Source organism: Dyella sp. (assembly GCF_036746095.1).
In the GTDB taxonomy this organism is placed as follows: domain Bacteria; phylum Pseudomonadota; class Gammaproteobacteria; order Xanthomonadales; family Rhodanobacteraceae; genus Dyella_B.
Map to the genome: position 1 here is coordinate 52,422 of NZ_DAIOEU010000021.1, position 14,901 is coordinate 67,322.

11 protein-coding genes and 1 pseudogene are annotated in these 14,901 nt (G+C 62.5%); 4 read left to right on the forward strand and 8 right to left on the reverse strand.

All coding sequences use genetic code 11. The features are described 5' to 3' along the window. Window positions 1-89 precede the first annotated feature (89 nt). From V7M64_RS10895 to V7M64_RS10905, 3 genes are all read right to left on the reverse strand, one after another. On the reverse strand, window positions 90-254 hold the full coding sequence (locus V7M64_RS10895; protein WP_333679168.1) for a hypothetical protein: 165 nt from the start codon (window positions 252-254) through the stop codon (window positions 90-92). A gap of 510 nt (window positions 255-764) precedes the next feature. Further along, window positions 765-1,697, reverse strand: coding sequence for a Grx4 family monothiol glutaredoxin (gene grxD, locus V7M64_RS10900; RefSeq protein WP_333679169.1), 933 nt, complete (start codon window positions 1,695-1,697; stop codon window positions 765-767). A 154-nt stretch (window positions 1,698-1,851) separates the two neighbouring features. Next, window positions 1,852-2,712: a UDP-2,3-diacylglucosamine diphosphatase gene (locus V7M64_RS10905; RefSeq protein ID WP_333679170.1), complete on the reverse strand. Its 861-nt coding sequence runs from the start codon at window positions 2,710-2,712 to the stop codon at window positions 1,852-1,854. A gap of 149 nt (window positions 2,713-2,861) precedes the next feature. Between V7M64_RS10905 and V7M64_RS10910 the strand changes: the two genes are divergently transcribed. Then, window positions 2,862-4,067 (forward strand): aspartyl/asparaginyl beta-hydroxylase domain-containing protein, encoded by a 1,206-nt coding sequence (locus V7M64_RS10910; protein ID WP_333679171.1) that lies wholly within the window; start codon window positions 2,862-2,864, stop codon window positions 4,065-4,067. A 143-nt stretch (window positions 4,068-4,210) separates the two neighbouring features. On the opposite strand, the gene V7M64_RS10915 is transcribed toward V7M64_RS10910, so the two are convergent. The 4 genes from V7M64_RS10915 to V7M64_RS10930 form a co-directional block, all read right to left on the reverse strand. After that, window positions 4,211-6,049, reverse strand: coding sequence for a sulfotransferase (locus V7M64_RS10915; RefSeq protein ID WP_333679172.1), 1,839 nt, complete (start codon window positions 6,047-6,049; stop codon window positions 4,211-4,213). Window positions 6,050-6,209: 160 nt separating this feature from the next. Continuing rightward, complete coding sequence (locus V7M64_RS10920; protein ID WP_333679173.1) at window positions 6,210-9,089, reverse strand: TonB-dependent receptor; 2,880 nt, start codon at window positions 9,087-9,089, stop codon at window positions 6,210-6,212. A gap of 265 nt (window positions 9,090-9,354) precedes the next feature. After that, window positions 9,355-9,960 (reverse strand): SGNH/GDSL hydrolase family protein, encoded by a 606-nt coding sequence (locus V7M64_RS10925; protein WP_333679174.1) that lies wholly within the window; start codon window positions 9,958-9,960, stop codon window positions 9,355-9,357. Between the two features lie 3 nt (window positions 9,961-9,963). Further along, a complete protein-coding gene (locus V7M64_RS10930; protein WP_333679175.1) occupies window positions 9,964-11,211 on the reverse strand; it encodes an aminotransferase class I/II-fold pyridoxal phosphate-dependent enzyme in 1,248 nt (415 codons plus the stop codon). A 178-nt stretch (window positions 11,212-11,389) separates the two neighbouring features. Between V7M64_RS10930 and rsgA the strand changes: the two genes are divergently transcribed. Together rsgA and V7M64_RS10940 are read left to right on the forward strand one after the other, a co-directional pair. Further along, the gene (gene rsgA, locus V7M64_RS10935; protein ID WP_333679176.1) at window positions 11,390-12,451 is read left to right on the forward strand and encodes a ribosome small subunit-dependent GTPase A; all 1,062 of its coding nucleotides are present in this window, start codon (window positions 11,390-11,392) and stop codon (window positions 12,449-12,451) included. Continuing rightward, the gene (locus tag V7M64_RS10940) at window positions 12,448-13,725 is read left to right on the forward strand and encodes a flavohemoglobin expression-modulating QEGLA motif protein (RefSeq protein WP_333679177.1); all 1,278 of its coding nucleotides are present in this window, start codon (window positions 12,448-12,450) and stop codon (window positions 13,723-13,725) included. Before rsgA ends, V7M64_RS10940 begins: the two co-directional genes overlap by 4 nt. A 19-nt stretch (window positions 13,726-13,744) precedes the next feature. On the opposite strand, the gene V7M64_RS10945 is transcribed toward V7M64_RS10940, so the two are convergent. Continuing rightward, the gene (locus V7M64_RS10945) at window positions 13,745-14,239 is read right to left on the reverse strand and encodes a DUF2165 domain-containing protein (RefSeq protein WP_333679178.1); all 495 of its coding nucleotides are present in this window, start codon (window positions 14,237-14,239) and stop codon (window positions 13,745-13,747) included. A 234-nt stretch (window positions 14,240-14,473) separates the two neighbouring features. Between V7M64_RS10945 and V7M64_RS10950 the strand changes: the two are divergent. Continuing rightward, window positions 14,474-14,901: pseudogene (locus V7M64_RS10950) on the forward strand (NADP-dependent malic enzyme); the annotation flags it as partial.

Below are 14,901 nucleotides of genomic sequence, written 5' to 3' on the forward strand. Positions count from 1 at the left end.
TCCTTATGAAAAAAGCCGCCACGGTGTATCTGTGGCGGCTTTCTCTAACATGATGGATCAACGAAGCACGACGGATGCTTTCCGACAGCTCAATTATTAAAGTTTGGATCTGGAATATCCATAAGGACATTGGGGCCAGATGGCAGGCTGTGGAATAGGCCTTTCTTGGCTTTCAAGGCTGCTTCTTCGCTTGACACCTCGTTCGCCAGCATGCGCGCGAACGGACGAATGTATTCCATTTGATCATTCTGCATGGTTTGGACCTCAAGCTATTTCCATAGTGGCGAGCGGCCACCGCGCCTCCTGCTTTCGCAGGCAATCCGTACGGCGGCGCCTGCGAAACGTATTCGGGAATCATCTGGTGAAAGAAAGGGCGCCTATTAATTGGCTCATTCGAGATGTCATTTCTTCGCAACGTATCAATAGAATGGTTAAGTTTTTGTATTCGCATTAACCGCTGCAAGCTATAGAGAGAGATTGAGGGCTAATTGGCTAAACAAATTTCCCCAGCGGCGTTCTGAAGTTTATTGCGTTATCGTCGATTTTTTTTGCGATGCGGCTGTTTACACGAAATATGTTCGATCAAACACCTTGGCTAATCGATCCGAAGCCGGAGATATTTGAATGTTGATGCCGTTGACCGTTTTATGATCTGGCACGTCGATGCGTATGATTCGCATGCATTGGACAACTGGGTCATTGCCTTGAACAAAAAAAACAGGGCCGAAGCCCCGTCTTTATGGGTCAAGCAGATGCAAGGCAACTTAGTAACGCGCCACGCTCGAATCAATCTCAGCAGCCCACGCATCGATACCGCCATCCACGCTATACACCTCAGTAAACCCATGCGACGCGAATTGCTCGGCGACGCCTTGGCTGGAGATGCCGTGGTGGCACATGAAGGCGATGGGGGTGTCCTTGGGCAGGCTGGCGAGGGCGGCGTGGCCTTCTTCTTCCAGGATGCGTGCTTGCGGCAGCGGCTTGGCGATGGCGCGGCCTTGTGCCGGGCGCGTGTCGATCAGGGTGATGGTGCCGGCGGCGAGGCGGCTGTTGAGTTCCTGCACGCTCATCGATTGCACGCCGCCGGTGCTGCCGGCGCCGGGAAACTTCAGGCTCAGGCCTTCGCCCTGCATGGTGGAAACCCAGTCGATCACGATGCCTTTGGCGCGCTGCGCGCTGGCGGGGTCGAAGTGCACTTCGATGCCGTTGGCGGTGACGACGATGTCGTGCTCGCTCGCCGGCGCAAGCTGGAAGCCCGCGCTGTGGTCGGGGCCGATTTCCAGATGCAGGGCCATGCCCTGCGCGTTGGCCGTGCCGCTGCGGATGGCATCGGCGGCCTTGTCGGTGATGGTGATTTCCGGCGGCGTGCGGTCCGGTGCGGCAACGCCGAACAGCTGGTGCAGTTCGCCGCTGCCATACATCTGGCGAATGATGTCGGCGCCACCGACCAGTTCGCCGTCCACGTACAGCTGCGGAATGGTCGGCCAGTTGCCGAACGCCTTGATGCCTTCGCGGATTTCCTGATCTTCCAGCACGTTGACGGTGTGGTAATCCGGCAGCAACTCGTTGAGCGTATTGGTGGCGGCGGCGGAGAAGCCGCACATCGGCTGATAGCGGGTACCCTTCATGAACAGCACCACGCGGTGGTCTTTCAGCAGGGTTTCGATGCGTTCGCGGGTGGCGGATTCAACAGACATGAGGGCGGGGACTCCAGCAGAGAAGGGGCCAATTGTAGCCCTTCGATATGCTGGCGGCGCGGCAGGGATCAAGGCCGCGGGTCGGGCTGTTTATAGGCTGGGCTGACAATCCCAGCATCGTCATGCGAAGCCACGCTGGGATCATCCCCGCACCTTAGGCAGCAGAGGGGAGTTCGACGTCTTCGTGCTTCTTGCGCCGCGCAAGCGGCGCCAATGCCAGCGCCGCCATGGGCGAAGGCTGCACTTGCTCCAGGCTGGCATGGCCCAATGCAGTTGGTTGCTCGCTCCAATGGATCAGCTCCATCGCGCCTTGTTCGTCCTCGATCAGCGCGGTGCAGTGTTCGACCCAATCGCCGTCGTTGAGATAGACCACGCCGTCGATGGTGCGCACCTGGCCGAAATGGATATGGCCGCAGATATGGCCGTCCACGCCGTGTTCGCGCGCGCCGGCGGCCACGCGTTCCTCATAGGCGCGGATGTACGCCAGCGCCTTGCCGACGTGCGATTTCACGATGATCGACAGCGGCAGGTACGGCATCGCCATGCGGCGGCGCCAGGCGTTGAGGCGCCGGTTGCCCCAGCACACGAAGCGATGCATCGCTTCGCCCAGGTGCAACATCCAGCTGCGGCCGATCTGTTCCGGATCGTATTCGTCGCCGTGGCTTACGCGATAGCGGCGGCCATCGGCGCCGACGTGGATGGCGTTGAGCTCGATGCGCACGCCGCAGATGGACTGTCCCACCAGCCCGCGTAGCGCGCAGTCGTGGTTGCCGGGAATGTAGATCACCTCGACCCCGCGACGCGCCATGTCCAGCACTTCGGCAATGACGGTGCCGTGGTCCGGATGCCACCAGCGGCGGCGGCTCAGTGATTCCAGGTCGATGATGTCGCCCACCAGATACAGCTGCTGGCACTGCAGGCTGCGCAGGAAATCCAGCAAGTAGGCTGCCTTGCAATCGGGTGTACCCAGGTGGACGTCGGAAATGAAGGCGCTTCGGCAGCGAAGGATGGCCACGGTATGACTCCCCGGTAGGTTGCCGGGATCACAGTCTGGGGCCGGAACGTCACCGAGCGATGGCGGAAAGGTTGCAAAGAGATTGCCGTGGCTCTTTTTTCCGGGAAAGGCAGTGTGCGATAACAGCTGCCGGGGAGGGGAGACAGGCCATGAACACATCTGCCCAAACGCAGTGCGCGCAATGGCGCCAGGCAGCGCACGCCTGCCTGGAGCGGGGCGATCTGCAGCAGGCCGGCCAGCTGTTCCAACTCGTGCTGGACGAGATCCCTGGTGATCTGGAGGCTTTGCAGGTAACGGGAGCCGCACAGCTGGCGGCCGGGCACTTCATCGCGGCGGCCCGGACGCTGCGGCAAGCGGTACAGCAGGCGCCCTCGCTGTTCGTGGAACGCTTGCGGCTGGGCATGGCGCTGGAACGGCTGGGCCAGCCGCATGACGCGTTGACAGCGTATTTCGGGGCCTTGCGCACGGCGCAGAACCAGGGACGCTGGCTGAGCGACGAAACCACGGCCTCCGGTTTGCGCGAGGCCGTCAAACACGCCATGCGTTATGTCGATACCGGGCGGCTGGCCTGGTTTCGCCGCGTGCTGGAGCCCTTGCAGCAGCGTTATGGCGTGGAGCAGATGCGGCGGGTCGAGCATTGTCTGGAAGCCTATCTGGGTGAGCACTCCGTGAAGACGCCCGATCCACGCCAACGGCCGAAGTTTCTCTACTTTCCCGACGTTCCCAGCCAGCCCTATTACGCGCGCGAACGCTTTCCATGGCATGACGCGCTGGAAGCGGCCACGGACTGGATACGTGAAGAACTGCGCGGCGTGCTTGCACGCGAGCAAAGCCTGGAAGCCTTCCTTGGCGCACCGCCACCGGGACAGTCGCAGCAGGCGATGCTGCAATCGTCAGGAACGCAACCTGCAACGTGGGATGCGTATTTCTTCTATCGGCATGGCGAGCGCTATGACGCGAACGCCGATGCCTGCCCGCGCACCGCAGCCTTGCTCGATAGCCTGCCGCTGACCCGCATTCGCGACCATGCGCCGGAAACCTTGTTCTCCGTGCTGAGTCCGGGCACGCACATCCTGCCGCACACAGGCGTCACCAACGTGCGCCTGGTGACGCATCTACCGTTGATCGTACCGCCCGATTGCGCCCTGCGCGTGGGTGGACAAACGCACGTCTGGCAGGAAGGACGTTGCGTGACCTTCGACGATACGTTCGAGCATGAAGCGTGGAATCGCAGCAACGAGACGCGGGTGGTGTTGATTCTGGATAGTTGGAATCCGGATCTCACCGTGGCGGAATGTGCGGCGGTAACGGAGTTGATTGGCGCGATTGGGGATTTCAATGCGGCTAGCGCGTAATTTGCGCCCAGTCGTCATTCCGGCGAAGGCCGGAATCCAGTTTAAATACTGATGCGAAGCACTCTAAACCTTTTTAACTTGTGTGCTTCGCACGGCATGTTTGTACTGGATTCCGGCCTTCGCCGGAATGACGGTTCGCGTTGTTAGGCGTATCCCAGACGTCCCATCACCGGCCGCAATATCGGCAGCACCGGCTCGAACATTTCACGATACGCATGCCAGCGGTGCACCGCACGACTGTGAATGCCCTGGGTCACCTGCGCATAGCTGGGCGTGCTGATGTAATGCTTGTTGCGCGCGTGTTCGGCAAAACGCGCCAGCGGTGCGGGGTCGTCAAGTTCGAGAAAATGCCCCAGCTTCAACACGTGTTCGTCGAAGCGACTCACGACCGATTCGTAACGCCACTCCAGCACGCGCGGAGCAAGCACGTCTACCTGGTTGAACCAGTGCTCGAATGCGCGCACATAACCGCGCGCCAGCCGCTCCAGCGAGCTGCACAGCACCATGAAGGCGGGTGAGCGGAAGGATTGCATATAGCAGCTCAGCAGCACGTCGCAAGGATGGCGCAGGCACAGAATGATGCGTGCTTCCGGAAACAGCCGCATGATCATCGGCAGGCACAGCATGTTGAGCGGATTCTTGTCGACCAGCCGGCGTGTGCCCAAATCAGGAACGATCTGGCGCGCCATCGCTGCATACACGGTGCGCAGCTGATCGGCTTCGGATGCCGTGAGATCAGCCAGCGCCGATGGGTACGGTTGCCCGGCCAGCGTCATTCGCTCGGTCAATTCATGGACGAACGCACGCTCGTCCATCGCGCAGAAGTCCGGATGCGCATCCAGCATTTGTTCCAGCAACGTGGTGCCGGAACGTGGAAAACCGACGACGAAGACGGGGCTTTGTTCGCTGCGCGGTGGCTTCAACGCCGTCCAGCGATCGTGCTCGCCGCGACTGACCGATAGGTCGGCCATCGCCAGCGGCTGGCTGTCCTCGGTCATCAGCTCGGGCACGATGGTGTGCGCGATGCTGAGTTGCGCGTCGTGTGCGCGTTGCAGGGCTTGCCACGCAGCGTAGGGGAGACCCTGCTTGTCGTGCGCAGCGGCCAGGCCAAACGCGGCCTGGGCCAGCACGTCGGCATCATCGGTGGTCGCCAGGATGCGCTCGTAGAGTTGGGCAGCACGTGCGGGCTCAGCGCGCCGCGCGGCGATGGCTGCGTGCGCCAGCCAGATGGCGCAGGCTAGTTGCCGCTGGTCCGTGCGCACATTCTCCAGTGGCAAGCTCGCCAATTCGGCTTCGGCCAGATCAAGCTGGTTGGTGCGCTCGTACAGCGCCGCACGCATCGCTGTGATGCGCTGGCGCATCGACTCGGCCGTACCGTCGTCCGGAAGCAAAGCTTCTTGCAGCGTGCGCAGGGCTGCATCCTGTTGGCCCAAGGTGGACAACATGCTCGCCAGCGTCAGCGCCTGCTCGGCGGCCTGCGGCGGCCAGTCGGCAACGTTTTCCAGCATGATTTCTTCGCCGGTATTGTCACCGCAAACGTGGCAGGCGTGCGCCGCTTGCAAGCGTGCTTCGACAAAGTCGGGCGCCAGCCGTACGGCATCCAGCAGCGCGTTGCGTGCGGCCAGCCATTGTTTCTGTTGCAGATGAAGCAAGCCGAGGTTGTAGTGCACGTCGGCCTGTTGTGGGGCGAGTGTCAGTGCCTGTTGCAAGGCTCGTTCGGCGGTCGATGCGTCACCTGTTTCGCGCGCGACAAGGCCCAGGTTGTTCCAGTATTCGAAGGTATGGGGCTCTAGCTGCGTCAGTCGCGTGAATAAAGGCAAGGCTTCATGCAGACGACCGGTGGCGCGCAATGCCAGCGCGCGGAGCAGCAGAATGGTTTCATCGTCTTGCGGAGGGATTTCGCTCAGCGCCAATACGCGAACCATATCACCCTGGTTGAAGGCGGCGAGCAGGTCAGCGTGGTTGGACTGCGAAAAATGCACGTGCCACTACTCCGCGTCGTGTGTTGCCCTCTCCCATGCGTGCTTGAAAGGGCCGGTTTTACGAGCTTGCCATGAAGCTTGAACTCGACGCGAGGTTGCGGACTTCGCCCCAACCCTCCCCTACTTCACGCAGGGGAGGGCAGATCGCGGCATGGGTCGTCTAGAACTTCACCGTCGCACGCGCCCAGTAATACCGGCCCAGCACGTCATACGTTGCCGTATCGACGTTGTAGTTCGGGCCGTTCTGGTAGATCAGCGGCGGTGCCTTGTCGGTAATGTTGTCCACGCCGAACTCGAAGCGCGTCTTGATCGCCGGCACGTTGTAGGCGATCTGCGCCGAGTGATACAGGACCGACGCGATCGGTGCGGGAGCGCCGGTGATGTAGTCTGCGTTGAGGTTGGTCATACGATGGATGTAGCGCGTCTGCCATTGCGCACTCCAGTTGCCGAGCGACCAGTTGAGCGTAAGCGTGCCGCGCCAGCGGGCAATGCTGCCGAACTGTTGCGTGTACGTACCGGCATAGTTGACCGTTCTGGCGCCCGGTTGACCTGGCGTGGCGTCGTTGTAGAACGAGCCGGTATAAGTGGTATTGAGGCCCACCTTGAAGTTGCCGGGGTTGAAGCTGCCCAGGTCGAAATGCGGAATGGCATAGCTGGTGCTGAAGTCCACGCCGCTGGTGCTCAGGTTGCCCAGGTTCACCACCGGCGTGTTCATGTAGTAGATCGCACCGGCCAGCGCATTGCTGCTGGGGTAGCGGTGGATGAAGCCGCAGTACGGGCTGCTGTCATTATTGAAGCAGGCGTCGAGCACGGTCTGCGCGGCCAGTGGTGTCAGCATGTCATGCAGGTTGATGCGCCACACGTCGACGGTGGAGGAGAAGCCCTCCAGCCAGCTTGGCGAATACACCAGGCCGAGGTCGAACGAAGAGCCATGTTCGGGCTTCAGGTTGACGCCCGCCGGCTTGCCGCCCGATGTATAAGCTGTCACCTGCGGGATCGGGTTGCCCGACCATCCCGGCGGCACGAACTGGCAGGCCGCCTGGTGCGCCGCCAGCGTTGCGGCACTGAGAGCGGTACAGGGATCGTTGATGGTGGGACCGCCGATGGTGAGGCCGTCGTCCAGCTCGTTGAGGTTAGGCGCGCGGAACACTTGCGTCACCGTGCCGCGTATCAACAAATCGGGGATCGGCCGGTATTCCAGTGCCAGCTTCTTGTTGGTCGTGGTACCGGAGGTGCTGTAGTCGGAAGCGCGGATGCCGATATCCACGTTCAACGAATAGGCGCCGGGCTTTTCCGATAGCAACGGGATCAGCGATTCGGCGTAAAGCTCCTTCACGTTGATGCTGCCACGGCCGGGCGAGCCGCAGGCTTCGGCCAGCACGGCGCAGGTGGCGGTGCCGGGATTGAGAATGGCATCCGGCGTCACGGTGTAGTTCATCGAGTTCCAGCGGTACAGCGCACCGGTGGAGAGTTCCATCGCGCCGGCGGGCAGATCCCACAGTTCGCCGGAGGCGTTGAACTGCAATTGCTTCATCGTGTTGGTGAGGGTGTAGACCGGCGCATCCACGCCCTTTGCCAATTGTGCCGACACCGCAGGATCGGCCTGGTTGAAGATGTTGCCGCCGCCGTTGATCACTGCTTGCAGATCGGCAATGTTCACCTCGTTGAAGTTGGTCTGTTGGCGATTGGCGTAGCCGTAGTTGAGGCTTGCATCCCACAGCCAGCTGCTCTGGCCGAAGTGGCCGCGCAAGCCGGTATTGAGCTGGAAGTTGTCGGTGTTGAAGGTATGCAGGCGCGTGCCAAGTCCGGTAAGGCGCTCGCTGATCACGTAGCTGGTGCCGGTGTAGCCCGGCGGCGTGCCGAAGGTGACGCCAAACGGATTGATCGGATTGTTCGCCGTCACGTACCAGCCATCGCCGGTGCTGGTGGGCGCCGAGGCGTCCTGGCCGGAGGAATTGGTGCGGTTGTAGAACACGTTCGCGAACGCGGTGAGGTTCGGCGTGATGTTGTAGTTGCCGAGCACGAAGAAGTTGACACGTTTCTGCTCGGTCTGGATGTAGTTGTAGGCGTTGTAGTTGAAGGTGTCGTTGGAGCCGCCATAGCAGCGGTAGTTGCTGAGGCTGTTGCCGGTACCGTTGGCCAGGGTCACATAAGCGTTGCCCGCGGCGTTCACATTGCAGCCGCCGGGCGTGAGTGCGGCTGGAACCAGGATGCGGCCGGTAGGAATCGTGCCCGAGCCTTGCGGCGTGGGGACGCCACTGGACAGGTACAGCGCGCGCTGCGAGAACCCTCGGCGCAAAGCCAGCGTCGGGGTGTATTTGTTCCAGTCGATACCCGCCACGATGTTGCCATCCGCGCCGCTGGCGCCGGTGGTGAAGTTGAAACCGCGCCGCTGGCTGTCGCCATGGCTGGAAATGCCATCATTGATGCTGAATTCCGCACCCTTGAAGTCCTTGCGCAGGTGGAAGTTCACCACGCCGCCGACCGCATCCGAACCGTAGGCGGTGGATGCGCCTTCCGCCAGCACGTCCACGCTCTGGATCATGTTTTGCGGAATCATGTTGAGATCCGCGTTGGCCATGCGCTGGCCGTCGACCAGCACCAGGGTGCGGTTGGTGCCCAGTCCGCGCAGCGACACGCGCGAGGCACCATCGCCGCCTTCCAGCGTGGGGCTGGCGCCGCCGCCGCCGTTGCTGTTGTTGGCCGGGTTGGTGGCGTAGCCGGAAACGCTGGGCAGTTGCTGCAGCACGTTGCCGAGCGTGGGCGCGCCGTTGGCGGTGATGGCACCGCGATCCAGCGTTACGACGGGGCTGGCGGTTTCGGTGTCGACGCGGCGAATCAGCGAGCCGGTCACGGTGACGGCCTGGAGCGTCTTGGTCTTTGACGGCTGCGATTGATCGCCGTTCTGCGTGTTCTGTTGCGATGTGCTGTTCTGCTGCGCCCCCGCGTCCTGTGCATGGGCCGCGACGGCCGACGAAGCGATGCCGACCGACAACGCCAAGCGTACCGCCACGGACAAGCGATTGTAATGAGCTTGCATGATGACTCCCCGAATAGATGGCCATAGAGGAGCATCGGTGCAACGAGGTTTGTGAGCTGCCTTCCCTTGCAACAGCTAGACGCGCAAGCGCCTAAACATTCCCCATCACTGCAAGTTGCCCAATGTCCCCTGATGACAACTCTTTCAGGAAATTGACGCGGAGTAAATACTTGCGACGCCATTTGGCGTACGGGGTTGTAAATTTTTTTAATTAAATTGTGCCGATTTGCGCACGTGAGTGCGGGCTTGCCCGCAAGGCGGCGATTCAATCCGTGTGCAATGCCGCAGCGACTGCCGGCTCGATGGCGTCCGTCCACAAAGCATATTGCGCGCCAGCAGGATGCAGGCCGTCGGAGGCGACCAGATTGGCATGCTCGCGCGAGATGCCGGTGATGTTTACGAAAGGCGCACCGGCCTTGCTGGCTTCTTCGCGAGCAATCGCGTTGAACGTATCCAGTTCGCAGGCGATTTGCGTGCGATCGCGTCCGCTGGCATAGCCAAACGGTGTTACGCCCCAGTCCGGAATCGACACCGCCACCACGCGCGCGGCGCGGCGACCGGCCAGCGCCACCGCACGCAACAGCAGCGTGCGGAACTGCTCGCGATACTCCTGCGCCGAGCGGCCGCGGTATTGGTTGTTGACGCCGATCAGCAGCGTGACCAGGTCGTAATCCGGCGCGAGCGCCGCCTGGTCCATGCCGGCGGACAGCTCGTCGGTGGTCCAGCCGGTTACCGCGATGATCTGTGGATCATCGATGGCAACTGCCTGCTTGCGCAGCTTTTCCACCAATTGCATCGGCCAACGTGCCTGGGCCGGGACGTCTTCGCCGATGGTGTAGGAATCGCCCAGGGCGAGATAGCGCAGCGGCATCGGTCAGCGTGCAGCCACGGCGGCGCGCGGTGCTTCTTCCGCGGCCATGCGCTCCAGCACGCGCTCCATGCGCACGAACACTTCGCGCAGTTGCGCCGGCTGCGGCAACAGGGTGAGGCGCATGTGGCGGCTGTTGGGCACGTTGAAGCTGGTGCCGGGCACGATCAGCACGGATTCCTCTTCCAGCAGGCGCAGCGCAAACGCGTTGTCGTCGAAATCGGCGATGGCGTCGCTGCGTACGCGCGGGAAGGCGTAAATGGCGCCTTCCGGCACGACCACATCCAGGAACTGGCTGGCGGCGACTCCATCCAGCACGGCTTGCCGCGCCTGATACAAGCGGCCGGTCGGGGCAGTCAGCGCAGTGATGGTGGGTGCATCCTGCAGCGCCGGGATCACCGCCCATTGCGCCGTGACGTTGGCGCACAGGCGCAAGGCAGCCAGCAGTTGCAAGGCATCGCGATACTCGTGTGTGCGCGCCGGGTCGCCGGAAAGGCTCAGCCAGCCCACGCGGTAGCCGCAGGCGCGATGCACTTTGCTCAGGCCGCCGAAACTGAGGCAGGGGTGATTGCCGGCCACTTCAGCCAGCGGCTGGAACGGTGTGCCGTCGTAGAGAATCTCGTCGTAGATCTCGTCGCACAGCAGCAGCAGGCGATGCCGCGCGGCGATCGCCACGATCTGTTCCAGCAGTGCGCGTGGATACACCGCGCCGGTGGGATTGTTCGGGTTGACCATCACCAGCGCGCGCGTGCGCGGCGTGATCAGTGCTTCCATCTCTTCCGGGTCCGGCATATGCCGGTTCTCGGCAAGGCAGCGGTAATAGCGCGGCACGCCACCGTTGAGGATGGTGGCGGCGCTCCACAGCGGGTAATCGGGACTGGGCAGCAGCACTTCGTCGCCCGGCTGCAGCAATGCGCGCAGGCTCAGGTCGATCAGCTCGCTGACACCGTTGCCGATGAAGATGCGTTCCACCTGGACGTGCCGCCCGCCGCGTGCGCGCTGCTGCGCGGCGATCGCTTCGCGCGCTTCTTCCAGGCCTTGCTCGTGACCGTAGGCTTCGCTCTCATGCAGGTGCACGGCGATGGCTTCGCGTAGGTGGGCGGGTACCGAAAAGCCGTAGCGGGCCGGATTGCCGATATTGAGCTTGATGATCGGCGTTCCTGCCGCTTCCAGTTCGCGCGCGCGGCGAGTCAGTGCGCCGCGGATTTCATAGCGCACTTCGGCCAGGTGCGCGCTGGGCTTGATCGGGGACAACGCTCTTCCGTCCTTTAACGAAATGGGAAAGCCGGCTTGCCGCCGGTTTCACGATCCTAACAGCGTGCTGGGGCCGCGTGGGGCGGGAATGTGGCAAAAAAACGGGAGGCCTTTGCACCAGTCGGCATATGCGTGGCCGCATCCCGAGTCCCATCGAAGATGGGCATAATCCCATCCCATGACCGACGCGCAGACCATTGAACGGCTCCGCCACATCGGCTGGCGAGGCCAGGACTTGCCGGGCGCAGGACGGCGGCTGGCGCGCGTGGTGGCGCAGCACCGTGCCGGCTACGAATTGCATGACGGCGAGCAGGTTTTCAGCGCGCAGCCGGCCGGCCATTTCCTCAAGCGCGGGCTGGACCCGGCCGAACGCCCGGCGGTGGGCGATTTCGTGGAGATCGAACCCGGCAAGCCGCCGCACATCCAGGCCGTGCAGCCGCGGCGCACCGTGCTGTCGCGTGCCGCGGCCGGTGAGCGCTACGAGCGGCAGGTGATCGCCACCAACATCGACTACGTGCTGGTGCTGACCGGCCTGGATGGAGATTTCAATCCGGCCCGGATCGAGCGCTACCTGTCCCTAGTGGAAGGCTCCGGCGCGCAGCCGGTGGTGGTGCTCAGCAAGCCCGATCTTGTCGAAGGTATGGAAGAACGCATCGCCGACTTGCAAGCCCGCCTGCCGGAAGGCACGCCGATCCACGCCATCAATGGCAAGGACCCGGCCAGCGCGGCGGTGCTTGCCGCCTACCTCAAGCTGGGCGACAGCGCAGTACTGGTCGGTTCGTCCGGCGCCGGCAAATCTACGCTTACCAATACCTTGCTGGGCAGCCAGCACATGGCCATCGGCGACGTGCGCAGTCACGACAGCCGTGGACGCCACACCACGACTTATCGCGCCCTGCTGCAGTTGCCCAGCGGTGGTTGCCTGATCGATACACCCGGGATGCGCGAGTTGAAGCTCACCGGCGAGGAAAACCTCGACCTGTTCGCCGACATCGAAGCGCTGGCCGAGAACTGCCGTTTCGCCGATTGCGGCCATGGCAGCGAACCGGGCTGCGCCATCCAGGAAGCCTTGCACGATGGCGAAATCACGCCCGAGCGCTGGCGCAATTACCTGAAGCTGCGCGACGAGCGCGAGGAACAAGCCAACATGCTCGAATCGCGCCTGCGACGCCAGCGTGGCGGTCGGCCGGCCACCAAGCCGCATGGTCCGCGTGGTTCGCGCGAGCGGGAGGGATGGTGAGCAGCACTGCCGAGAAACCCGTTCCGGCCGAACTGGAAGCCTATGCCGCGCTCGACAAGCGCCTGCTGGCGGCGGTGAAAGGCATCAACATCCTCTCGACCGTGAGCTGGCCGGCATCGCTGGAAGACCGCATGATCCAGGCCTACGGCAAAGGCCAGTACGCCTTGCCGGAAGTGAGCTATCGCAAGCCCGATCTTTCCGAAGTACGCAAGGAACTTGCCGCGATCGAAAAGGAAGCCGGCGACGGCGATCCGCTGCGCGAGTACCTGCGCCGCACTGCCGAATCCTGGCGCGTCGCTGCCCAGATGCTCGAGGCAGTGGGCACTGAAGGCGTCACCGCGCCGTCGATCCAGCTTTATGGCCGCCCGGGCGATGCCATTCCGGGCAGCCATTACAGCAACCTCGACGCGGCACGCTATTTCGTCGAGCTATCCGACGAACTCGGCGCGGACATGGCCGACGACGACGTCGTCACCAGCATCCCTTCCGACCTGCTGCGCAAGGATCTTTCCCGGGTACTGGATGACTTCTTTGGCCAGGGCGTGATCGCGGTGGAGGTCGACAACGATCTCACCGCCAAGGCAGCAGCGGGCGCCACGCGCATCCGGCTGCGCGGCGGCACGCGTTTCAGCCAATACGATCGTCATCAACTGCTCAACCACGAAGCCTACGTGCATTCGCTCACTGCGTTGAATGGCCGCGAGCAACCCGTATTGGCATCACTCGCGCGCACGTCGCCGCGTGTCACGGCGACCCAGGAAGGTCTTGCCGTGTTCGCCGAGTTGATGTCCGGCGCGATCGACATCGCACGGCTCAAGCGCATCAGCCTGCGCATTCTTGCGCTCGACATGGCGCTCAACGGTGCGGACTTCGTCGAGGTGTATCGCTACTTCAATCGTTGTGGACAGAGCGTAGCGGATAGTTTCCATTCCACGCAGCGTGTGTTCCGCGGCGTGCCGCTGGGTGGCGGTTCCGCGTTTGCGAAGGACAACGTGTATCTGTCCGGCTTGATGGACGTGCACACGTTTTTCCGCTGGGCACTGAAGGAGCGCCGCATGGATCTGCTGCGTTATCTCTTTGCCGGCAAGTTGACGCTAGGCGACGTGATGAGCCTGGAGCCGTATTTTCAATCCGGCGTACTCGCCGCGCCGCGCTGGCTGCCGCCATGGATGCAGCACGTGCATGGCTTGGCCGGCAAGCTGGCGTTCTCGCTGTTCATCAACCGCGTGCGGATGTCGAAGGTGGAAGCGGAGACGTTGTCTACTGGCCTATAACTCGCATGGCCGCCAGCTCTCAAGGCAGCTCGGTATCCGGCTGATTGACGAAGATCAGCACGCCGAGGATCGCCATATAGAAGCGGAAGGCACCTTCCTGTCCGTTCCACGTCTTCGACTGCCACATGGCGAACCATTCCCCGCCGACCACCATGAAGCCGAAGAACCATACCAGGAAGCCCATCACACATCCGGCCGTGACCAGGCTTTTCGCGGCGTTGAAGCTTGCGGCGTTCTGGCGGCGTGCACGCCACATGGCGACGACACCACTGACCAGTAACAGGCAGGTGATGCCTTCGGCGGCAATGATCAGCCAGTAGCTTGCCTGCCACATCGTAGGGCTGGTGATCGCGCGCCCCATCAGCGCGTTGCCCGGAAAAGTCGTGTCCATCGACAACACGTGTTGTACGAACGCGTAGTTGGAGCCGTAGTCGACGATGTTGTCGAACGTGACGATGAAAGCGAATAGCGCGAGCACGAACGGCAGCAGGATCTTGGCGAGACGTGTGGTCATGGTTTCGTCGCGAGCGTGGCGTGATCGCGAGTATCCAGGTCGAGGTCCCCAGAAGGCAATGCATTGTGATGCGCTGCATCAAGAATCCACTGGCATAAGATCGGCGCAAAGCGCGGCGGGTTTACTACTTATTGACTACCCGTGGTTCTCAGTGAGTGTGATGGGCGGGTGCTACCATGCGCAGCATGCCGCGTTGCGGCCCCTTCTCCCACTCCTTTCCGTTGCAACCATCCAATGGCTCATTCCGACGACTTCCGCCAAGCCGCCCTCGAGTATCATCGTCTTCCGCGCCCCGGCAAGATCAAGGTCGCACCGACCACACCGCTGGTCACGCAGCGCGATCTGTCGCTGGCGTACTCGCCAGGCGTCGCGTACGCCTGTGAAGCCATCGTCGAGAATCCGCAGAATGCGAGCCAATACACCGCGCGCTCCAACCTGGTGGCGGTGATCACCAACGGCACCGCGGTGCTCGGCCTCGGCGATATTGGTCCGCTGGCCGGCAAGCCGGTGATGGAAGGCAAGGGCGTGCTGTTCCAGAAGTTCGCCGGCATCGATGTGTTCGACATCGAGCTCAACGAGCGCGACCCCGACAAGCTGGTCGACATCATCGCCGCGATGGAGCCCACCTTCGGCGGCATCAACCTGGAAGACATCAAGGCGCC